Genomic DNA, 21,312 nt, shown 5'->3' with positions numbered 1-21,312 from the left:
ATCAAACCTAAGCAAACCTTAGGGCGCATTCAGCAACCGCCAGCGGCGCCCCGCCCTCGTTGTGCCGGTATATAGACCCCACCCAACAAAACTGTCAACACACCAAAATCAATTTTTCCAAACTTTTCCAAAACCAACAACCAGCCCTGGGGATAAGTTGCCTTTGCATTGGTTGGCGCCAACGAAAATGGGCGCTGCAATCGCAGCGCCCATCACGATAAATCGCAGCAAATCAGGCCTTGCTCAGGCGAGCGTATAGGCCGTCTTCACTATGGTGTAGAATTCAGCCGCATATTTGCCCTGCTCGCGCGGACCATAGCTCGATCCCTTGCGCCCACCGAAGGGAACATGGAAATCGACACCCGCCGTTGGCAGATTGACCATGACCATGCCGGCCTCCGCATTGCGCCTGAAATGCGTCGCATGCTTCAGGCTGGTTGTGGCAATGCCGGAGGAAAGGCCGAATGGCGTGTCGTTTGCCGTATGCAGTGCCTCTTCGTAATCCTTGACGCGAATGACGCTGGCGACGGGGCCAAAAATCTCTTCGCGTGAAATACGCATCTGGTTCGTCGCCTCGGTGAAAAGCGCCGGCTGCAAGTAGAAGCCGGGTGTTTCCCGGTTCAGACGTTCGCCACCGAAAACGAGATTGGCGCCTTCGCTTCTGCCGATCTCGATGTAATCCATGTCCTGATTGAGTTGGCTCTGGTCGACGACAGGGCCGATATGCGTGCCAGCTTTAAGGGCATCGTCGACGACAAGTCCCTTCAGCCGCTCGGTTGCTGCCGCCACGAACTTGTCATGGATACCTTCGGTGACGATGACGCGCGAGGAGGCAGTGCAGCGCTGGCCGGTGGAGAAAAAGGCGCTGTTGACCGCCGCATCCACGGCGACAGTCAGATCCGCATCGTCAAGGACAACGAACGGATTCTTGCCGCCCATCTCCAACTGAAACTTGCGCATGTGCTCAATCGAAGCTGCAGCGACGCGCTTGCCCGTGCCGACAGAACCGGTGAAAGTGATGGCATTGACGTCGGCGCTGTCGAGTATGGTCTGGCCGACCACCGACCCCTTGCCCATGACCAGGTTGAGCACGCCCTTGGGCAAGCCGGCGCGATGCAATATGTCGACAATCGCCCAGGAGCAGCCGGGCACCAGATCGGCGGGCTTGAACACAACCGTATTGCCATAGGCGAGCGCCGGGGCGATCTTCCAGGCCGGAATGGCGATCGGGAAATTCCACGGCGTGATGATGCCGACCACGCCAACCGGTTCGCGGGTAATCTCAACGCCGATGTTCGGACGAGCGCTTGGCAGCACCTCGCCAGCAAGCCGCAGCACTTCGCCCGCAAAGAAATCGAAGATTTGCGCGGCACGCAGCGTTTCGCCGATGCCCTCGGCAAGCGTCTTGCCTTCTTCCCGCGACAAGAGCCGGCCAAGCTCATCCTTGCGAGCCGTGATCTCATCGGCGGTTTTGCGCAGGATCGCATGGCGTTCGAGAATGCCGGAACGCGACCACGCCGGGAATGCCGCCTTCGCCGCAGCGATCGCATTCAACGTGTCCGCGGCCGTCGCACGCGCATATTCGCCAACAACGTCGTTGGTGTTCGATGGGTTGATATTGGCAATGGCATCACCGCCGGCCCACTCGCCGTTGATCAGGTTCTGGTGCAAGGTCATGATATATCTCTCATTGTGTTTGGCCGAAGCAATACCATAGGAGCACGTCGTTTCAACGCGAAATTCCCTGCTCTCGGCTTTTTGAACTTTCAAATGTTGCGCGCTAGCACAAGCTGCCGTTCAGAAACCTCGAACTTGACACCTTGCACTCGTTGTCCGTGCGGGCCAAGAGTGAACCGTACGGGTTTGATCCTCAGGCAAGCAAATGACCATAAAAAAGATCGCAATTATCGGTGGCGGACCTGCAGGCCTGATGGCAGCTGAGGTATTGTCCCTCTCGGGCCATTTGGTGACGATCTACGACGCCATGCCGACGGTTGGTCGCAAGTTCCTGCTTGCGGGCAAATCTGGCCTCAACATCACTCATGCCGAGGACTATTCGCGTTTTGCAGGCCGCTTCGGCATTGCTTCGGACCGGTTGCGGGCTGCCCTTGATGCATTCACCCCACAAGATGTGCGCATCTGGGCGGCAGGGCTCGGCACGGAAACCTTCGTCGGTTCTTCAGGTCGTGTTTTCCCGAAAGCAATGAAGGCCTCGCCGCTCTTGCGCGCCTGGCTCCGTAGGCTGGATGCACAGGGCGCCAGGCTCCTCACTCGTCACCGCTGGTCGGGCTTTGACGATAATGGATATAGGTTCGAGACTCCGGAGGGATTGAAGATCGTTCATTGCGATGCGGTGTTGCTGGCGCTCGGCGGTGCCAGTTGGCCGCGGCTTGGATCCGATGGCGCCTGGGTATCATGGCTAAGGAACAAGGACGTAGAGGTGAGCAATCTTCGACCCGCCAATTGCGGGTTCGACGTCGACTGGAGCGGCCCGTTCCGGGAACGATTTGCCGGCGAGCCGCTGAAATCGGTGACCGCCACCTCGGACGCAGGCACTTTTCCCGGCGAATTTGTGATAACGAAAAGTGGCATTGAGGGGAGCCTGGTCTATGCCCATGCGGCCAGCTTGCGTGACAGGCTTGAAGGGGATGGTGCGGCTGCCCTGGTGCTTGATCTCGCGCCTTTGCGAACCACGGAACGGCTGACGTGGGACCTTGCACGACAGGATCGCAAAGCGAGTTTTTCCACTCGCCTTCGCAAGGGCGCGGGGATCGAAGGTGTCAAGGCCGCGCTGCTGCGGGAACTGGCGCATGAGGGCGATCTGGCTGATCCACAACGCCTCTCCCAACGCATCAAGGCTTTATCGCTTCCCGTTCTTCGGCCGCGTCCCATCGCGGAAGTAATTTCCTCGGCAGGCGGCGTATGCTGGAACGGTATTGATGACGGATACATGTTGAAGGCAATACCCGGGGTCTTCGTTGCCGGGGAGATGCTTGACTGGGAGGCTCCAACCGGGGGCTATCTGCTTACCGCCTGTTTTTCCACCGGACGGGCGGCGGCACAAGGCATCCAATCCTGGCTGCGGCGCTGAGCTTCCTGCCTCACACAAACGGCTTTGCGAGTTCAAAACGCTTCGGCACCAATCGTTGCAGATAGGCTCTGCACTCGGCAGAAATCCGATTGCCTTCGGGCACGAGGAAGTTGTCCGGCAGATGGCGCGTCTTGCCGGCAACACTGGCAAGCGGTACCAGCCGCGGGCTCGTGGCGCCGCCCACATATTGCAGCGCCACCGAGCCGCCGCCACGCGCTGCCGCCTCGACCGCAAAAGCACCAGCTTCGAAGGCTTCTCGTGCATCTGTTGGACTGATCGTGTTGACATTGCCCCGCGGCAGGTAGCCGAATGTATCGACACGCGCGCGCACCTTTGGCAGGCCATCCTTCAGTGCCTGTTCGATCGCCATCCCCAAATCTCCGCCCGACAGCCGCACGTTGCCATGCGCGTCGCGTTCGAGCCGATCGGACGGGACGAGGTTCTCCACGACAGATCGCCCATCTTGCGCCGTCACACCTTCCGACATGGCCACGATGCATCGTCCATACCGGCTCACGACCGCACGCACGTCCTCGATGAAATGCGCTGCCGAAAATGCCCGTTCGGGCACATAAACCAGATGAGGACCACTTTCCTCATCTGGCTGCCAGGCGGCTGCTGCCGTTGTCAGGAAGCCGGCATGCCGACCCATCACAATGCCAACATAGATTCCCGGCAGGGCGCGGAAATCGAGATCAACACCAACAAAAGCTCCTGCGATGAAGTCGGCGGCAGATATGAATCCCGGCGTATGGTCGTTTTCGACAAGATCATTATCTATTGTCTTGGGGGCGTGGACGAAGGCGATATCGCTGCCAGCTGCATCAGCAAGGATTTGTTGTGTCCCAGCAGTATCGTTCCCTCCAATATAGATGAACGCGGTCGCGGCAGCCTGGCGCAGGCCTTTGAGGATTGTTTCGCAATAGGCCGCATCGGGTTTGTCGCGTGTGCTCCCGAGCGCGGCGCTTGGCGTTGCCGCGAGGAGGCGAAGCTCCTGTTCTGTTAAACCCGAGAGGTCCACGAAATTCCCGTCGCGAATTCCCCGCACGCCGTGTCGCGCACCAAGCACGCGGGCACCTGGATAGCGCTGGCGTGCCTCGATCACAGCACCCGCCAAGGTCTGGTTTATAACCGCAGTTGGACCGCCGCCCTGTGCTATCACGAATGTCTCGGTCATATGCCCCCACCCTTTCGCTTCATGCCATTCGCCGGTTTGGGCCGGATGGCCAGATCCAGTCATACAGTACCGCTATTTGGATTTGGTTGCTGCCTTTAAAAACTCGCCCAGTTCCATCGGGAATGGAAACACTATCGTCGAATTTTTCTCACCTGCAATCACATTTAGCGTACTAAGGTAACGCAATTGCATCGCTTCTGGCTTTTGGCCCAGAATGTTAGCGGCCTCCAGCAGTTTCTGCGCAGCCTGCTGCTCACCTTCGGCGTTGATGACTTTAGCCCGCCGTTCGCGCTCGGCCTCGGCTTGGCGGGCGATGGCGCGCACCATCGTTTCATTGAGATCGACATGCTTGATCTCGACATTGGCAACCTTGATACCCCAGGCATCCGTCTGTGCGTCGAGAATTTCCTGAATGTCAATGTTGAGCTTGTCGCGCTCAGCCAGCATCTCGTCGAGATCGTGCTTGCCAAGGACTGAACGCAACGTCGTCTGCGCGAGCTGGCTCGTTGCCATCAGAAAGTCCTCAACCTGGATCATCGCCCGTTCGGGGTCAATGACGCGGAAATAGAGCACCGCGTTAACGCGCACCGACACGTTGTCCTTCGATATAACGTCCTGGCTTGGTACATCGTGCACCACCGTGCGCAAATCGACACGCATCATTTGTTGAATAAACGGAATGAGGATGATCAGACCAGGTCCTTTAACGCCGGTAAAGCGCCCCAACGTAAACACCACACCGCGCTCATATTCCCGCAATATCTTGATTGCAGCGGATAAGAGCACCAGTACGATGACGATGATCGCAACAAGAATGGTGATAAGCATCGGGAAATCCTCCACTAGCTGCTCTCCGGCTGATCGGGTTCAACCTTAAGGATAACGCCCTTGATGCCGGATATACGGACCTTTTGTCCCTTTTTCAGCGGCCCTTCGGATATTGCCGACCACCGCTCGCCATGGGCAAGCACATGTCCCCGGTTTCCACGCCAGTCCAGGACTTCGCCGCGTGTTCGCACCATCTCTTCGCTGCCTGTCACAACCGGGCGTCTGCGCGAGGCGAAAATCAGACGGATCGCGATTAAGGAAAGCGCCAGGCTGGTCAGGGCGATCCCAGCGGTTAGCGGCCAGGAAATGCGGAAGGCGGGAATGTCGGTATCAATTAGTATCGTGGCGCCGGCTATGAAAGCTATCACGCCGCCAATGCCGAGAACGCCGAAAGATGTCACGAACGCTTCGGAAGCCATCAGCACAAGGCCGAGGATGATGAGACCAAGTCCGGCAAAATTCACGGGAAGGATGGCGAGCGCGTATGCGCCAACCAGAAGGCAAATTGCACCTATGGTTCCAGGAAAAAACGAACCGGGCGTCATGAACTCGAAGATCAGACCATAGATACCTATCATCATAAGCACCAGCGCAACATTCGGGTTTGTAATCACCATCAGCAGTTCGGTGCGCCAGTCTGGTTTGATCTGCTCCACAGAAAGACCTCTGGTATCGAGCTTGATCTTGTTTCCTCCCGCGCTGACGGTGCGGCCATTGGCCTGCGCAAGAAGCTCATCCACGTTCGTTGCGACGATATCAATCACATTCTCATTGAGCGCTGCACTGGCGGAAAGGCTTTCTGCCTCACGCACGGCCTTTTCAGCCCAGTCCCTATTGCGGCCGCGCAATTCAGCGAGCGAGCGGATGTAAGCGGCCGCGTCGTTTATCGCTTTCGCTTCCATTGGACTGTGAGGTGTCGAAGGCTTGACCGCATCATCCCCGCTCTTTTTTGTTTCGGTATCCTGATTCTTGTCGTTCTTACCTTCGTCACCACCCGGAAAAGGCAAATCGCTGATCTGGACCGGCGTCGCAGCACCCAGGTTGGTGCCCGGTGCCATTGCCGCAACGTGGCTGGCATAAAGAATATAGGTACCGGCGCTCGCGGCACGTGCACCGCTCGGACTAACATAGGTCGCTACCGGCACCGGTGAACCGAGGATGGAGCGAATGATATCGCGCATCGATGTATCGAGCCCGCCCGGCGTGTCCATCTGCACAATAACGAGAGATGCATTGCGCTCTGACGCCGTTCGTAAGCCTCGCGTTATGTAGTCGGATAAGGCTGGGCCCACGACCCCTTGGAGTTGCAGCAGGATTGCGATCGGTGCGGCATGAGGGGGCTGAACGCCGTTTGACGGTGCCGACAACAGGATGCCTAATAATGCCGCGGCAATAGCGAGTACGGCGCGGCTATATCCGAACCATTTTCCGATGATTTTCCTCATCAGTTCCATGGCTTAGCTTACATCAGAGCATTTGTTTCTGCCACATGTGTCTGGTGATGATACTTACGGGTTTTTGGCATGCCCCGCAGCCGGAAATAGCGTTTTTGAGCGGCGAAGCGCGCTCGATATCGTCACAATAGTTGGGCGAAATCTGCAGCGGCGCAAAGCCGTTGGCTTTGAGCGCTTTTGCCGCCGCGAAAATATCGTCGGTCCTGAATGCCAGGAGCTGTACGCTCAATCCAAACTTCTCGGCAAGGAAGTGGCCAGCAAGCGTGCGGCGGTTTTCTGCACGTTCATGGCCCCTCATGTACTCATGACAGCTTGCTCAAGTCGATCGTGAACCTCAAGGCTCAGTCACAGCCAGCTTGGCCTTCATGTTGGGGTGAAACCGGCAGTAGTATTCCACCGATTCTGCCTTGTCTAAAACCAAACTTGCGGATTTGCCGGCCGGGATCATCACATCCCAGTCCCCCTTCACCGTCGCGGTGTGGGCCAGAATGTCATTGTTGACCCATTCGACTGTGTCGCCGACCTTTGCCTTGATAGTGGCCGGCGAGAAAACAAGCTTGTCGATCGTAACTCGAATGGTTTCCGCCCATGCGGGACCGGCAGCCATGTCCAATACAACAACGATGCCGATCCAAAGATGCCGTTTCAACAACATACTTTGATCCTCATTTGAGTTCGGCGGCGACGTGCTCGGCATGCTGCTCGTGACCTTGGAATATTTTCAGGCCAGTCTGGAGCAGACTCTTAAGTTCGGCATTGCTTGCTGATGGGATGAGCAGTGTTTCAAGGGCACCGTTCACCTGTTTGTGGTAGGCGACCTCGTTCGCCACATATGCCTTGTCAAAAGCAGCGCCGTTGAGCTTGGCAAGTTTATCTCGTTGCGCGCTGGCTGCCTTGGTCAGGGCACGGCTGGTATCATTGTCCTCCGGCGTAACCTTGAGCTTTTTGGCAAGATCAAGCGCCTGCTTGTTGACTGCTTCGTGGTCGCGAACCATGTCGTTGGCAAAGCCGACAACATCCTTGTTCTTCGATTTCTTGATCGCCTGCTGAGCCGCTTCGATGTCGATCGTGCCGGCCGTATAGGCGATGTGTGCGATCTGCGGATCGGTTGGCTTGTCGGCTGCTTGCGCCAGGCAAGCGCCACCAACCAGACAGAATGCAGCAACGGTTTTACGAGAGAGCATGATATCCTCCTTTGCCCTGCTGGATGGCGGGCATTGTTTCTGATTGACAACCATTGGATGCTTGCGAGGGGAAAGGGTTCCTGAAAATTATTCCGGAAATCCGAGCCGCTGCATGACTGCAGCAGTCAGTCGCTCGCAGCGCCGTCCGGCAAACGGGAACGCATCAAGCAACACCGGACCGATCTGTTCGTCCAATTGTTTTCGCAGCAAGTGCCTGGCGCGGTGAAGTCGTGTCTTTACAGTTTCGGGCCGGATAGCGAGCAGATCAGCTGTCTCTTCGATACTCATGCCCTCGATCACCCGAGCGATGAAAACAGTACGATACAGATCGGGTAGGTTGTCTGTAGCCCGCTCAATGAGCTGGAGCATCTGTCGTTGCGCCATAGCCCGCTCCGGATCATCGTTCGTACTCAGCGGAAACTGAATGATTTTGGCGTCCTGAACAAACGTCGCCGCAACGACGGATGCCCGTCGCTGTTTGCGCAAACGTCCAAGAGCTTCGTTGATTACGATGCGGGAAAGCCAGGTAGCGAGTGTGGAATCGCCGCGAAATGTGTCGAGATGCGCAAAAGCGCTTAAGTAGGCTTCCTGGACGATATCCTCGGCTTCGCTATCATTACGCACGACGCCACGGGCAATGCGGAAGAGCCTGCGGTTATGCGCCTGCATGATCGTGCGAAATGCGCTGGCGTCACGGGTCAGGGCGCGCCGAACGAGATCGAAATCGCCCGACTGATCAGCTAGGGTACTTTTATTTGTTGAAATCGCGGCCATCACCAATCTCCTCATCGACATGTTAGATGCTGCTGCCGCAAAAAGGTTCCCGGACGATTTTCGAGTCCCCCAAGGGGTACCAATCTGGAGAGCCCGCCGCCATGGTTTCTGATGATTGTTGCCGTCATCCGCTGACGGCATTTCACCACGCGGACACACAGTAGCAGATTTTCCCCGCATGACCGCCAAATGAGGAATCGCATTCTGCAAATTGAGCAGAATGCGTAAGTTTATTCGTTGCCCAAAAGTTAGGCTAACTGCTATTCATTTAAGCAGGCATTTCAGCCGCGTGCGTCGAGTGGCTGCATGCTTACAGCCCACATTCCAACAGGTTCAGTTCGCGATGCTTTTGAGCACCCTCAAGCGCTTCATCCCAGCCGTTGCGCCGATCAGTAAACTAGAGCGGATGCGCGCGTGCCTCGGTGCGTTGATCGGCATTATGCTGACGGGTCTCGTCAGCAAGTTTGCACTCGGACCCGATGTCAACCTGCCTCTTTTGATTGCTCCAATGGGCGCATCGGCAGTGCTCCTCTTCGCAGCTCCCACAAGTCCGCTGGCACAGCCATGGTCTATACTTGGCGGTAATATATTATCGGCATTTGTCGGCGTGACATTTGCACTTGTCATACCCGATCCGATCGTTGCATCGGCGCTCGCGGTGTCGGTGGCCATCGGCCTGATGCTTGCATTTGGCTGCCTCCATCCCCCGAGTGGGGCCGTGGCTTTGACAGCCGTCCTCGGCGGTCCAGTCCTGCATGCCGAAGGATATGGCTTCGTCTTCTGGCCAGTTGGCCTCAATTCCATTTTGTTGCTGGCGGCAGCCTTGCTGTTCAACAATTTGACGGGCCGACGATATCCTCATCTTTTACCCGCAGTACCAACCAACGTTCACCGCACGAGCGATCCGGTGCCAACTGCGCGCATCGGGTTTGTGCCTAGCGATCTACAAGATGTTCTCGCCCAGTATGACGAGATCGTCAACGTTAGCCCGGACGAGCTCGATGCCTTGCTGCACCGGGCTCAGATCCGCGCCTATGAAAGGCGATCGGGCGAGATCACCTGTGCCCAGATCATGTCGAGGGACGTGGCAGCCGTGCAGCCGCAGACGCCCTTGCGGGAGGCCTGGAAGCTTCTGATCAACCACCGGATCAAGGCACTGCCGGTGACTGCAGCGGATGGTGGGCTGGTTGGTATTGTCACGCAGACGGACTTCATGCGGGCATCGCTTCTGGCACAGGACGGGCGCCTTCATCTCGGCTGGCGGATCCGTGTCGGAAACAGGTTCCGGCTGGCGAGGCAATCCAAGCACACGGTGGCCGACATAATGACGCGGCGGGTCCAGTCGGCTGTGCCCGAAACCATGATCGCCAAGCTCGTGCCGCCGATGGCAGACATGGGGCTGCATCATATGCCGGTTGTTGACGCAAACAACCGCGTGGTCGGAATCGTGACGCAATCGGACCTGATCGCTGCTCTGTTTCACGAAAGGCAGGGAGGCATTGTCGAGGACAAGTCGGCAATCTTGTCATCTGATAACCAAGCAGCTTAGCTGACCGATCTTGATGATAATCCCGAACCATCAAAGACGCTTCGACAGCCAAAGTTTGTATCAGTCACATAGCGGTGCAGATCACTTTCCAATCGAACGCTCCTGAGACTCTTCGCCGACCAGGCAATTATAAGGTTGTTTGTATTGCGCGGATGCGTGTGCGACCCGCCGCTCCTGACGTTCGCTTACCTTGGATCCCGCGATCTCGATAGCGAGCTTGTTGCGGATGGCCTCGGCGAACTGGCGGACGTCTGAGACTTTCAGCAGAAATGCCCCATCGCCACCGATAACACATGCTTCATAGTAGTCATCCAGGTCTGGAATCGATGCCGAATCCGGTGCGGTCTTCAACAGGATCGGAAGTCCATCGACCGTGATTCCATCCGCGACAGCTGCATCGCGGGCAACGGGCGCCGGAGCGCCCGCATTGTTGGGCCCATCGCCCGAAACATCGATTATGCGTCGGCTCGCTCGAAAATGATTGGTTCGAATAAGCGCTCGCGCGAACGCTAGCGCATTCGAGATCGACGTGAACGATATCCGTCTTACTGGTTGCCGGCGCAACTCTTCGGCAAATTGATCAGCAGACACCGAACCGTCAATCAGAGTCCACGGCACGATCTGAACGGCCGAGCCACCCCACTCGACGAACGTTACGGCCGTCTTTCCCAGCGGTCCACCGAGCACGGCTCGTACGACCTCAGGACTGCGAAAGGCATCCACATAACCTTTTCTTTGAATTCTCTGTTCCTCGACGTCCATGGAGTACGAGACATCGACGGCAATGACCAGTTCCAGATCGACGGCCATAGGGAACTGCTCGGCCAGTGCACTTCCGCCTAGAACACAAAAGGAGGCAATAAGCGCCCATCGCCTTCTCATTGGCGTTATCCCCAGTCACCTCTTCGGGCCATCCGCCGGCAGAACCGTTGGTCTCAACAAGCCGCGAGGACCCGAATATATCGGCAATTGGTATTGCCGCCAGCTTTAATCCCACGTGTGAACGCGTAGCTCTCCAAATCGTCGTCTAGCCGGCCTTTACCGCGATGACGATCAGGGCCTCGAATTCAGACGCTTTCTCACGCAGGGCAGCCTGCGACACTTGCCCCGCCTGCCGGGCGATCCCGTCGTCCTGGTTGAAGGTGTCACGCGCCTGCGGGCGATCGTCATAGGGCGCGACCGTTGTGAAGAGACGTTCGCTGAGAGCGTCGGGAAAGAACAGCTGCCCGGTCATCACCGAACTGTCGTCGGGAAACACCTTGAAGTGTATATGAGTGGTGCGACCGCGATACCAGCCCGGATAGATTGTCTTGAACGAAACGATACCATTCTCGTCAGCATGCTGGCTTCCACGCAGGAATTTCTGACCGGTCGTGTCGATATCGCGGCTGTCACCCTGCCCGGGATAACCGGAATAGATGCCCTTCGCGTCGCAATGCCAGATTGCAACCCTTGCCTTGGTCAAAGCCCGGCATTGGCTATCGACGGCTTGTAGGCGCACGGTCAGCGGCACGCCCGGGCGCCCCTCGGTGATGTCCTGTCGTTCGAGCTCGGGGTCGAAATAGAACGGCCCCTCGGTCACTTCCGGTGTAATCGAGCAGACACCTGCGCCGGGCATCAGCAGAGAAACGCCGGCAAATGGGGAACCCTCCGCCGCCAGAGCTTCGGGCGCGAGGAATATGCCACCAGTCGCGGTAACCGCAACCAAACCAAGCGCATAACGGCGATTTACTTCAATACTCAATGACCTGGCCATGATTGGTGTTTCCTTTGCTAGCCGCACAGATCCCGAAGCTCTACGCCAGCCAGACGATTTACTTTCGGTTGCGCTCAGCGCTTGACCGCATATAAGCCCCTCGAACGCTCAATATGGATCACCATAGCGCGCTCCGCTGCATCCGGATCGCCGGCCTTTATGCAATCGAGAATGACTGCGTGCTCCTGCAAGGTCACCTTTTCTTGGCCTGTCCAGATCAACATTTCAATGTGGTATTCGAACAGCCATTTCAGAAGCGATTCACTCAAGGCCTCAAGAATGGGATTGCCGGAAATGGACGCAATCTTGCGGTGGAATGCGATATCATCATCAATGAAACGTTCGGAATTGCCATAATGGCTTTTCTGACTCTCAAGGATTGCCTCAAGTGCATCGATATCGTCTGGTGTCGCCCGTTCCGCAGCAATGCGGACCAAGCCGCGCTCGTAAAACAGGCGCGTTCCCTTCAGGTGTTCCAGTGACTCAGGCGATGTCAGCATCAGCATGCGCGCAACAACGTCGATCTGTTTGAACATCGTTCGAGGTGTCAGAGCACTAACTTTAGCGCGCTCCCCGTGCGAAATCGCGATCAGACCCATATTGTGTAAGCTTTGCATGGCCTCGCGGATCGCGGGCCTCCCGACACCAAACCGTTCCATAAGATCGCGCTCGGAGGGCATCTCGTCACCCGGGCCGATTTCGCCGCTGGCGATGAGGTCATGCAATCGATCGAAAACTTCATCCGAAAGCTTTCTTCTGACGATTCGATCATCGAGATTATTCATGAATCAAAGAGCTCCCGAAACCGTCATTTCCAATCACCAGTCTAATGCCAGACGACCTTCCATGTAGTCAAACCTTACAGCGCAGGAGTGCAACCGCATAGGGTTTCAATTGAAGCTCAAACACCCTACTGCCGACCGGCAGTTCTTCCGTCTTCACCTCAGTGCCGGCGAAACTATCCTCATCCAGGATCGCAACCGTCAGTGCGCCTTCGGCTGCCCCTGGATCGAATTTCACGGTAAGCGGGTCTGCGGTAATATTTGAAAGCAGGACGCTTAGGCGTCCAGCAGGGTCGCGGCATGCCAATGGCAATATTTTGGTCTCGTCCTGCGAACTGCTCTCGATCACGGATTGCCCAGCCAAGCTGCAAAGCCACTTGACGACGTGGAATGCAGGATAGCGGTTGTCTGCTTCGCCAAGAAGGCCGGCCGGACCGAACAGGCTTGCAGCAACAAACGAAGCAATGTCGTGCTCGGCAACGCGTGCCGCATACCCTGCAACGAATGAAGCTGCGAATACCCCGCGCTGGCGCGGGTCCATCTTCGCCATCGTCTTGCGTTCGTTCAGATCGTTGTCGAAAACGCGGGAACCATATGGGTTCTGACGCATAGGAATGAAAGTCGGTCCCAGGCGATAAATGCGATCATCGCCCATGATTTGCCTCGCGGAACGGAAGATGAAGGGCAAGGCCTCGAGCGTCTGCATCACACTCGTGTCGTCGGCGGCATGGACAATGGGATTTGTGCCGTGCGTGACAAAGTCCAGCATCGTGACCGGTGGCCGTTTGCGGTTGAGTTCGGTGAAATAGCTCACCATGCCGCCGCCAAGTGCAAGATCGGGAAAGCCTGCACGCGCAGCTCGGTAGACATCTGACAGTGGCGGGCACGCCGGCCAGACACTTCCGGGCGGTGTCGATTGGCGATCGACGGACGGGCAGACAACCATCGCGTCCAGCCGAAGCCCAGACTTTTCCATTCTTAACGCAAGGTCGTAAAACTCGCAGTCGAGATTGCCTGTTGCAGCGACAATGTATTCGAGCAGGACCCGACATTCCGTCCGGTCCTGCAGTCTCGCATAACCGTTCAACTCTGCTTCGCCATGGCCCGCCGTTGCATCGAGATGACAAAGGAGAAAACCTGGGGCGATGGCACGCAGCGCGGACGAATGATCGAGCGTATCCTGCAGATCTTCGGGCATGACCAGCAGGCCGGTCGCGGCAAACTTTCGGCCGGTTGGCCTGCCGGAAACGCTGACCCTGACGGTGTCGCGGCGACCGCTCTTGGCCGCAGCAGGCGGCGAGATCTTGAGATCAAGCTCAACAGACTGGGTATTGGAGATGCCTTGGGGCATGATATATGGCCAAGGCAACGCCAACGGGCGGACATAAGTCTTGTAGGACGCGTCTGACCAGTTGCGCTGATCCTCCATTTCAAACGCGTCGCCAATCAAGCGGCAGGTCGCTTCTATTCCCTCTCCTGCAGTATGGGTAAGCGAGCGTATCGATTTGAATGGTTGCCAGGGATCGATCAGGTCCGGGAAAAGTGAATCTTCTTTCGTGCCATCACAATGCTCAACCGTGACTGGTTTTCCCGCGATACCCACGATTGGGTGCAAGACACAAAATCCACAGCGATTGGTCTCGAAGTCACGGTCCGGCGTTGCGGTGACAGAGAATTTCAGGACACCTGCGGCGTTACCACGAATTGTTGCCACATAATCCAGGCCCTCGCCACATCGCGCTGCATACCGCACCTCGAAATGTTCATCCTGTGCATCAACAACCAGCCCGCTTATAGCCGGATCAAATGTGCCCCAGTCCCGGTCGCGAACAACGTAAGAGATGGCACGCAGGATTTCGTGGCCTTTGAAGCGGATGGCTCTCAAGTTGCCCTGGACGAATTCCGCCTCCAGTTCCCCGGCGCTTAATGGCTGCGCTTCGAGCGCAGCCACATCCGTTCCAAAGAGCCTGACCAAACGGGTTAGCGTGGCTGTCGTCATGGCAAAGCCTTCACGTCGACTGACGCAAGATTGCCGGCCGCCGACTGATAGGCGGCAGCCACCAATGCCATGGTTTTCAGATTATCCTGGCCGGACGTCTCTGGCGTTCTATGGGAGATAAGGCATTGCGCCCAATGCTTCTGGATGTTGTGGACACTCTCCTGAATATTGTGCCACGGCTTGGTGGCCCAGGCGTGAAGCACTGGGGCGACGGTTTGTTTCTCGGTAACACCATCGCTGTGTATCGTCAGTTCATAGTTTGCCGACAACCTGAGCGTACCGCGGCTGCCGTCGATCTCCAGAAGTGTCTGCGGGAAAAGCTCTTCCTCCAGTGCTGTCGCATAGCTGCAGTCGCAAATGCTGCTAGCGCCGCTCTCGTGAACCATCAAAATCGTGGCGACGTCCTCGCCCCTGATGCTGGGATTGATCCGCTTTGTTGCTGCTGACAAGCGAGTAACGTCGCCGAAGAGGAAGCGGGCAATGTCGAGAATGTGGATACCGAGATCCTCAATGATGAACCGGTCGGAAGTGGCAAGATAGGGCTGCCCCGAAAATACGTCATAGGCCGAGCGGAACGAAACCCTCCCCCAGAACACTTCGCCGATCCGGCCACTGGCAAGGACGTCTCGCACCGCACGGATCGGCGCCTGCCAGCGGAAATTCTCGTGCACCATCAGCGGCACACCTGCGCGCTCGCATGTATCGACCATGGCACGGGCATCGATCAGGCTTTCGGCAAATGGTTTCTGGCAAATGACTGGAAGGCCAGCACTGGCAGCCAATTCAACCAGTGGCCGATGCGTTGCGACAGTCGTTGCAATATCGACGAAATCAAGGGGTCCCTCGGCAATCATTTGCGCCGCATCGCTATAGAGTTTGGTAATTCCAAACTTCAGGCCCGCTTCCTTCAACCTGCTCTCATCCCGATCGCACAAAGCTGTAATCGCTACATTGTCGATTTCCTGCCAGGCATGCAGATGATTATGGGCGAAGAAACCGCAACCGATCAGGCCCCCTTTCAACATATGTTCAGCCTCCGATTGCCGCTTGCTGCTGTAGTGCGAGCTTTTGTTGCAATCTTCGCTGGAACTGGTCAACAACAACGGCGGCAATGATCACCACGCCTTTGATGACAATCTGCCAGAAAGAGCTGACACCCATCATCACAAGGCCGTCGGAAAGGATACCGATCACGAAGGCACCGACAATCGTGCCGCCGATCCTGCCGCGGCCGCCGGACATCGAGGTTCCACCAAGAACTGCCGCAGCGATCGCATTGAGCTCGAAACTTTCGCCTGTGGCCGGATGGGCGGCCACCAGTTCGGAGGAAATGATCAGGCCGACAATCGCAGCGCAGAAGCCCGAGAACATATAAACGAACATTTTTACGCGGTTGACGCGGACACCCGAGAGAGCGGCTGCACGCTCGTTGCCGCCAACGGCATAGATGAAGCGCCCGAGCGGGGTCCTCATGGCGATGTACGCCGCAGCGCATCCGACGATGACCAGCAGCCAGATCGATACTGGGATACCGAGGATCAATCCCGATCCTAGAAATGGAAAGCCTGTCGTTCCGAGTTCCGCATTGCCAACAAGGTTAGGAAAAGTGCGCCCGTCCGATGAAAGAAGAGCAAAACCCCGCGCCACGTAGAGAGTGCCGAGCGTTGCAATGAATGGTGCGACATTCAAGCGGGTTATGAGAAACCCGTTGAGTGCCCCGATCAAAACACCAACGGCCAAGGTAATGAGCACAACCTCGAAGACGTTGAAATAGACGGTGTAACCAATCGGACCGAGATTGAGCCCGTTCATAATCAAGCCACCTGCGACCATGCCCGACAGGCCGACGATCGACCCAACAGAAAGATCAATACCCCCGGTAATGATGACGAATGTCATCCCTATCGCGAGGAACGCGTTGAGCGCCACGTGCTTCGACATGATCACCATGTTGGCAGTACTCAGGAAATTCGGCGCGGCGAAGGAGAAAAAGATCAGAACAAGAAATAAGGCGATGAAGGTGCGCATATGCAGGAGCGCCATCACAGCCGAACTTGAATTGAATCCGGGTGCCTGCTTGGCGATGGTAGCGCTCATGCTCGAGCCTCCACTTTATGATTGTTTACATCGTGCCCGATACTCGATGCTGCGACCACAGCTTCTTCTGTGGCCTCCTCGCGCTGAAAGTCACCGGTGATCCGGCCTTTCGACATGACGATGATGCGGTCCGAGAGGGCCATGACCTCCTCAAGATCAGAGGTGACGAAAAGAATGCCGAGCCCGTCCGCCGCAAGCTTGCGCATGGTTCGGAACACTTCTGCCTTGGCGCCAATATCGATACCCCGGCTTGGTTCGTCCATGAGCAGGACTTTGGGACCGGTCATCAGCGCCTTGCCAATGACAACCTTTTGCTGGTTTCCGCCCGATAGCGACGCGACCTCGTTATCCGGATTGGCGATCTTGATCGCAAGCCTGCGTATGTAGCGCGCAACCGCTGTACGCTCCTTCTGGCGATCAATCTGTACGCCGCGTACATAATTCCAAAGGCTTGCCAGGGTCATGTTGTCACTTATCGACATTATCTGGATCAGCCCTTCGGCCTTGCGGTCCTCGGGTATCAGGGCAAGGCCGCCATTGATCCGCTCAAGGATGTCTGCCTTTGGCAATGGCTTCCCGGCGACGATAATGGTGCCGTCGGCGTTTTTGTGGCGGCCCATGATGCAATCGAACAGCTCCGTTCGCCCAGCCCCCATCAGGCCGTAAATGCCGATGATTTCACCTGCTCGCAGCGAGAGAGAGACGTTGTCGACGGTATAACCGCCCCCTTGCCTTGGAAGGGTGACATCCTCTATCTGCAGTATTTCATCGCCATATTGGTGTTCGGCCGTCTTGGCGTAATCCTTGGAAGATGCCCCGATCATGCTGCGTACGATCCACGGCACATCGACGTCCTTCATCGATCTTGAGCCGGTGATACTCCCATCTCTGAGAACGGTGATGAAATCGCCGATACGTACCAATTCTTCAAGGCGGTGCGAAATATAGACGATGGCGACACCCTGTGCTTTCAGCTCAATAATGACGCGGAAGAGGATTTCGACCTCCGTGGCGCTCAGCGCCGATGTCGGCTCGTCCATGATGAGGATTTTGGCGTCCTGGGACAAAGCCTTGGCAATCTCGACGATCTGTTGCTGGCCAATCCGCAGCTCTGCGACGGGCCGGTCGACCGGAATGTCATGTTCCAGCCGGCGCATCAGCGCACGGGACTTTTCTTCCTGTGCCTTGCGGTCGATATCCACACGAAAGCGGCATTGTTCGCGTGTGATAAAAATATTCTCCGCAACGGTCAAATTCGGGAACAAGTTGAGTTCCTGGAATACGATACCAATTCCGTTTTGAATTGCATCTTGCGTGCTCGTCAGGCGCACCGGCTCACCACCCAGCAGTATTGTCCCTTCGCTGGGTTGCTCGACGCCGGCGATAATCTTCATAAGCGTGGATTTTCCAGCACCATTTTCGCCAACAAGTACATTCACGGCACCCTTACGGACGTCAAAATCCACAGATTTGAGTGCGACCGTTCCTGGGTAAACCTTGGTTGCACCCCGGACGCTCAACACGATCTCCTGATCAACGGAGCTCATTGCTGACCACCCGCGATAGTTACATTAGACGGCGTGATCAGGATTTCGGCCCCTGCGTTCGGAGTAACGAAAGCGCCGGTCACACTCACCTGTTTTCCGACGAGATTTTCGCGGTCGAGTTTGGAAAGCTTGGAGTCGTAGACCTGGGCATTCAGCGCTCGGCCAACATTGGCGTATTCGATCTGGTTCTTGAAGGCGCTGAAGGGGATGAACGGCAGGACGTCGCGCAAGGCCGTGCCCCGGATGACCGGACCAAGCTGCACCTTTACGTCACCCTTGCCGTCACCGTTGGTATCGACTTCGATATATGCGGCTCTGGATTTCGTATTGGCATCAACCACGTTGCCATCAAGTTTGACGATAAAACTGTAAGGATTTTGGGCAGGGTTTTCGCTATAGCCATATTCGGGACCAGCGCTTTTGGCGTCTTTCGCCAATGCCACTTGGACCTCGGCAAATGGATGAGCCTTGTCGCGCATGAATGGCTCGACCTTTGGTGACCATACATCGGCCACAACCTTGTCCGCGTTGAAATCCGAGGAATCGAAGAATATTTCGAGTTGACCGGATGTCTTTGTGCCGGCCGCTTCATTCTTCTTCAATTTGCAGCCCGAAATCCCCAGCGCCACACTGGCGACCGCGATGGCAACAAGCACGATTGTTCTGACTGTCATCAATTTTACCCGCGAGAATCCGGATCAGGGCAAACATGAAGGGCATGACGGAATGTTCGCAAGTCCGTCATGCCCTTGTCCGTTCAGTCCTTCATAGCGAAGGTTTCAAGCTTCTTGGAGTTGTCGGCTGTGATCAGGAGGCAATCCATCAATTGCTTCTCTTCCTGGCCCGTCGATCCTGTCTTGATGTATTTGTCTGCCTGTTCCACGGCCATCTCTGCCTGACGATAGGCTGGCTGCAGAACGGTTCCCTTAATGCCGCCTTCACTGATCGAATCGCGCACATCATTGCTGCCATCAAAACCAACCAGAATGACATCGGTCCGGTTCGCCGCCTTCAGCGCAGCCCAGGCACCCATCGCCATCGTGTCATTGCCGGAAATGACGCCCTTAATGTCCGGATTGGCCTGCAGGATCGATTGCATCTTGGCAAAGGCCTCGGTCTGGCTCCAGTTTGCCGACTGACGGGAGACCATCTTCATGTCCGGATACTGGTCAATAACGTCGTGATAGCCCTTGGAGCGAATGCCGGCATTGATGTCGGCCTCGCGTCCGACCAACTCGACATAGGTGCCCTTCTCGCCCATCTGCTCGACGAAAAATTCCGCACCAAGGGTTGCCCCTTGATAATTGTTGGAAACGATCTGAGAGACAGCAATCCCTGTCGCGTTGATCTCGCGGTCGATAAGAAATGATGGAATCTTGGCGTCTTTGGCCTTTTGAACCGCCGCCACTGACGCATCAGATCCGGCATTGTCGAGGACAATGGCCTTCGCGCCGCGTGCGATCGCTGTATCAACGAGCTCATTTTGCTTGTTGGCATCGTCATCATGCACGAGCACGATTGTCTCGTAGCCGAGGGCCTCTGCACGCGCCTTGGCGCCTTCAGCTTCCGATTTGAAGAACGGATTGTCATGAGACGGCGTGATGATCGCCATCAGATCAGCTGCACTGGCAATGACAGGTGATGCTGCCAAAAGTGCAGTTGTTGCAGTCGCAAGCATAAGCTTCTTCAAGAATGTCATGGTTTCTCCTCCCGAGTGACACTTTATCGATCGTTGTTTTCTGGTGGTCTTCCCTGTCCTCCAACAGAGTTGGGAAAAGCATTTGGCGGATCAGGTGATCCGCCGGATGCTTTCCGTAATCTCGTCGCGATTGAATACGTTCAGCCAATCCGGCTGCATGATCCTCGGCTTGCCGTTCTCGATGGCCTTGTTGCAGGCATCCGAGAAAACGCCCTCCACTTCACCCATGATGACGGCACCCAGAATATTCATGTGGCCGAGCAGGAAATCGCGGGCGGCCACGGGATCGACCCCTCTGCGAACGACTTCATCGAGCGCATCCTTCATGGCGACGAGCAAGGAGGCGCAGACGGTCTCAGATAGACCTGGCTCAAGCAGTGCCATCTGTTCGACCGTAACCCGGTGAGAACGAAGGATAGGCTTGTAGATCAGCTTGGCCACTTCCTCGCCTTGGGCGAAATGCTCTTCCGGGCCTTGCATGAGCGCGCTGACGATCGACTGGGCGGCGGCAACACCGCCAAAAAAATCACGCTTTGCGGATAGATCCGTCTCGTCGTTGAAGATCGGCGGATGGCAGGGATGTGTGACGAAATAAGTAATGTCATTGCGTTCCGGCAGGTGTCCTGCGAACGGCGCTGCAGCGTCGAGGATCACCAGCATCGTGCCCGGCTCAAGCTTGTCCACGATTTGATGAGACACCGACCGGATCGCCGTGTCGGGAACCGCCAGAATAACGATCTGGGCGCCCTTCAGCCCCTCGTCCGGCGCAACGCAATCAACCCCGATTGCATTCTTAAGGCGGGCCTTTGCAGTCTCGTTGACCTCGACATGGGCTACTTCGAACCGCGATCCTTTGAGGTTTTTCGCAAGCCGCGTTCCCATTTTGCCGCCGGCACCGAGAAGTGCAATTTTCATGAAAGAAGCCTCCCTTGGATTTGTTGTCGCAATTTGTCGGCAAGATATCATGTTGTCAACTGGTATAATGAGTTGATAAGGGAATAATCTTCCTGTTATGTGTTTCCGACAATCGACGGGAGGAAAATGTGAACAGGATTTATGCTGAGTACGATCTCGAGACGCCGTGTGACCTTGCCGGCACGGCGGCAATCATTGCCGGAGAGCAATCCTCAGGCACGTTCATGAAGCTTGAAGCTGAAACTGATGCCCTCAAAGAGGCTTATGGCGCTCGCATTGAGTCGATTGTGGCGACCGGAGAATTTGATAAGCCGTCTTTGCCGTGCAAAATCGTTGGAAAGAAATTCACCCGCGGAAGAATTCGCCTGTCCTGGTCGCTTGCGAACATGGGGCCCTCTCTGCCTAATGTGCTCGCAACCGTTGCCGGCAATCTGTTCGAACTGCGTGAGGTATCAGCGCT

The 21,312-nt window shown here is 56.4% G+C and carries 20 protein-coding genes and 1 pseudogene; 3 read left to right on the top strand and 18 right to left on the bottom strand.

The window, feature by feature from the left end:
• Window positions 1-243: 243 nt before the first annotated feature.
• The gene (locus AAAC48_RS19835; protein ID WP_340655830.1) at window positions 244-1,677 is read right to left on the bottom strand and encodes an aldehyde dehydrogenase family protein; all 1,434 of its coding nucleotides are present in this window, start codon (window positions 1,675-1,677) and stop codon (window positions 244-246) included.
• A 205-nt stretch (window positions 1,678-1,882) separates the two neighbouring features.
• Here AAAC48_RS19835 and AAAC48_RS19830 point away from each other — a divergent pair, with 205 nt between their 5' ends.
• Entirely contained in the window at window positions 1,883-3,091 is a 1,209-nt protein-coding gene (locus tag AAAC48_RS19830) for a TIGR03862 family flavoprotein (RefSeq protein WP_340655829.1), read from the top strand.
• Between the two features lie 10 nt (window positions 3,092-3,101).
• On the opposite strand, the gene AAAC48_RS19825 is transcribed toward AAAC48_RS19830, so the two are convergent.
• From AAAC48_RS19825 to AAAC48_RS19795, 7 genes are all read right to left on the bottom strand, one after another.
• Window positions 3,102-4,268: a diphosphate--fructose-6-phosphate 1-phosphotransferase gene (locus AAAC48_RS19825; protein WP_340655828.1), complete on the bottom strand. Its 1,167-nt coding sequence runs from the start codon at window positions 4,266-4,268 to the stop codon at window positions 3,102-3,104.
• Between the two features lie 72 nt (window positions 4,269-4,340).
• Window positions 4,341-5,096, bottom strand: coding sequence for a slipin family protein (locus AAAC48_RS19820; protein WP_340655827.1), 756 nt, complete (start codon window positions 5,094-5,096; stop codon window positions 4,341-4,343).
• A 14-nt stretch (window positions 5,097-5,110) separates the two neighbouring features.
• On the bottom strand, window positions 5,111-6,541 hold the full coding sequence (locus AAAC48_RS19815; RefSeq protein ID WP_340655826.1) for a nodulation protein NfeD: 1,431 nt from the start codon (window positions 6,539-6,541) through the stop codon (window positions 5,111-5,113).
• A 22-nt stretch (window positions 6,542-6,563) separates the two neighbouring features.
• On the bottom strand, window positions 6,564-6,848 hold the full coding sequence (locus AAAC48_RS19810) for a hypothetical protein (protein ID WP_340655831.1): 285 nt from the start codon (window positions 6,846-6,848) through the stop codon (window positions 6,564-6,566).
• A 36-nt stretch (window positions 6,849-6,884) separates the two neighbouring features.
• Window positions 6,885-7,205 carry a cupredoxin family copper-binding protein gene (locus AAAC48_RS19805; RefSeq protein WP_340655825.1) on the bottom strand — a complete coding sequence of 107 codons (321 nt, stop codon included), beginning with the start codon at window positions 7,203-7,205 and terminating at the stop codon, window positions 6,885-6,887.
• Window positions 7,206-7,215: 10 nt separating this feature from the next.
• Window positions 7,216-7,734, bottom strand: a complete 519-nt coding sequence (locus AAAC48_RS19800; protein ID WP_340655824.1) for a DUF4142 domain-containing protein — start codon at window positions 7,732-7,734, stop codon at window positions 7,216-7,218.
• A gap of 87 nt (window positions 7,735-7,821) precedes the next feature.
• Window positions 7,822-8,508: an RNA polymerase sigma factor gene (locus tag AAAC48_RS19795; RefSeq protein WP_340655823.1), complete on the bottom strand. Its 687-nt coding sequence runs from the start codon at window positions 8,506-8,508 to the stop codon at window positions 7,822-7,824.
• A 343-nt stretch (window positions 8,509-8,851) separates the two neighbouring features.
• On the opposite strand from AAAC48_RS19795, the gene AAAC48_RS19790 reads away from it, so the two are divergent.
• Complete coding sequence (locus tag AAAC48_RS19790; RefSeq protein WP_340655822.1) at window positions 8,852-10,057, top strand: HPP family protein; 1,206 nt, start codon at window positions 8,852-8,854, stop codon at window positions 10,055-10,057.
• A gap of 81 nt (window positions 10,058-10,138) precedes the next feature.
• On the opposite strand, the gene AAAC48_RS19785 is transcribed toward AAAC48_RS19790, so the two are convergent.
• From AAAC48_RS19785 to AAAC48_RS19740, 10 genes are all read right to left on the bottom strand, one after another.
• On the bottom strand, window positions 10,139-10,939 hold the full coding sequence (locus tag AAAC48_RS19785) for a DUF1194 domain-containing protein (protein ID WP_340655821.1): 801 nt from the start codon (window positions 10,937-10,939) through the stop codon (window positions 10,139-10,141).
• A gap of 145 nt (window positions 10,940-11,084) precedes the next feature.
• Window positions 11,085-11,813, bottom strand: coding sequence for an intradiol ring-cleavage dioxygenase (locus AAAC48_RS19780; RefSeq protein ID WP_340655820.1), 729 nt, complete (start codon window positions 11,811-11,813; stop codon window positions 11,085-11,087).
• Window positions 11,814-11,887: 74 nt separating this feature from the next.
• Window positions 11,888-12,598 (bottom strand): transcriptional regulator NanR, encoded by a 711-nt coding sequence (locus AAAC48_RS19775; RefSeq protein WP_340655819.1) that lies wholly within the window; start codon window positions 12,596-12,598, stop codon window positions 11,888-11,890.
• Window positions 12,599-12,665: 67 nt separating this feature from the next.
• Window positions 12,666-14,594 (bottom strand): hypothetical protein, encoded by a 1,929-nt coding sequence (locus tag AAAC48_RS19770; RefSeq protein WP_340655818.1) that lies wholly within the window; start codon window positions 14,592-14,594, stop codon window positions 12,666-12,668.
• Window positions 14,591-15,619, bottom strand: coding sequence for a Gfo/Idh/MocA family oxidoreductase (locus AAAC48_RS19765; RefSeq protein ID WP_340655817.1), 1,029 nt, complete (start codon window positions 15,617-15,619; stop codon window positions 14,591-14,593). The genes AAAC48_RS19770 and AAAC48_RS19765 overlap by 4 nt, the downstream gene beginning before the upstream one ends.
• Before the next feature lie 4 nt (window positions 15,620-15,623).
• The gene (locus tag AAAC48_RS19760) at window positions 15,624-16,691 is read right to left on the bottom strand and encodes an ABC transporter permease (RefSeq protein WP_340655816.1); all 1,068 of its coding nucleotides are present in this window, start codon (window positions 16,689-16,691) and stop codon (window positions 15,624-15,626) included.
• Window positions 16,688-18,238, bottom strand: a complete 1,551-nt coding sequence (locus tag AAAC48_RS19755; protein ID WP_340655815.1) for a sugar ABC transporter ATP-binding protein — start codon at window positions 18,236-18,238, stop codon at window positions 16,688-16,690. Before AAAC48_RS19755 ends, AAAC48_RS19760 begins: the two co-directional genes overlap by 4 nt.
• Window positions 18,235-18,912, bottom strand: coding sequence for a DUF2291 domain-containing protein (locus tag AAAC48_RS19750; protein WP_340655814.1), 678 nt, complete (start codon window positions 18,910-18,912; stop codon window positions 18,235-18,237). Before AAAC48_RS19750 ends, AAAC48_RS19755 begins: the two co-directional genes overlap by 4 nt.
• Before the next feature lie 83 nt (window positions 18,913-18,995).
• Window positions 18,996-19,937 (bottom strand): D-ribose ABC transporter substrate-binding protein, encoded by a 942-nt coding sequence (locus tag AAAC48_RS19745; RefSeq protein WP_340655813.1) that lies wholly within the window; start codon window positions 19,935-19,937, stop codon window positions 18,996-18,998.
• A gap of 90 nt (window positions 19,938-20,027) precedes the next feature.
• Complete coding sequence (locus AAAC48_RS19740; RefSeq protein WP_340655812.1) at window positions 20,028-20,852, bottom strand: phosphogluconate dehydrogenase C-terminal domain-containing protein; 825 nt, start codon at window positions 20,850-20,852, stop codon at window positions 20,028-20,030.
• 224 nt (window positions 20,853-21,076) lie between these two features.
• Between AAAC48_RS19740 and AAAC48_RS19735 the strand changes: the two are divergent.
• Window positions 21,077-21,312 (top strand): annotated as a pseudogene (locus tag AAAC48_RS19735) (ribulose 1,5-bisphosphate carboxylase); the annotation flags it as partial.

Origin of the sequence: Phyllobacterium sp. (genome assembly GCF_037994405.1) — a bacterium.
Taxonomy (GTDB): domain Bacteria; phylum Pseudomonadota; class Alphaproteobacteria; order Rhizobiales; family Rhizobiaceae; genus Phyllobacterium.
Note: the sequence above shows the minus strand (reverse complement) of the source record. Positions and strands in the feature narration are given on the sequence as shown.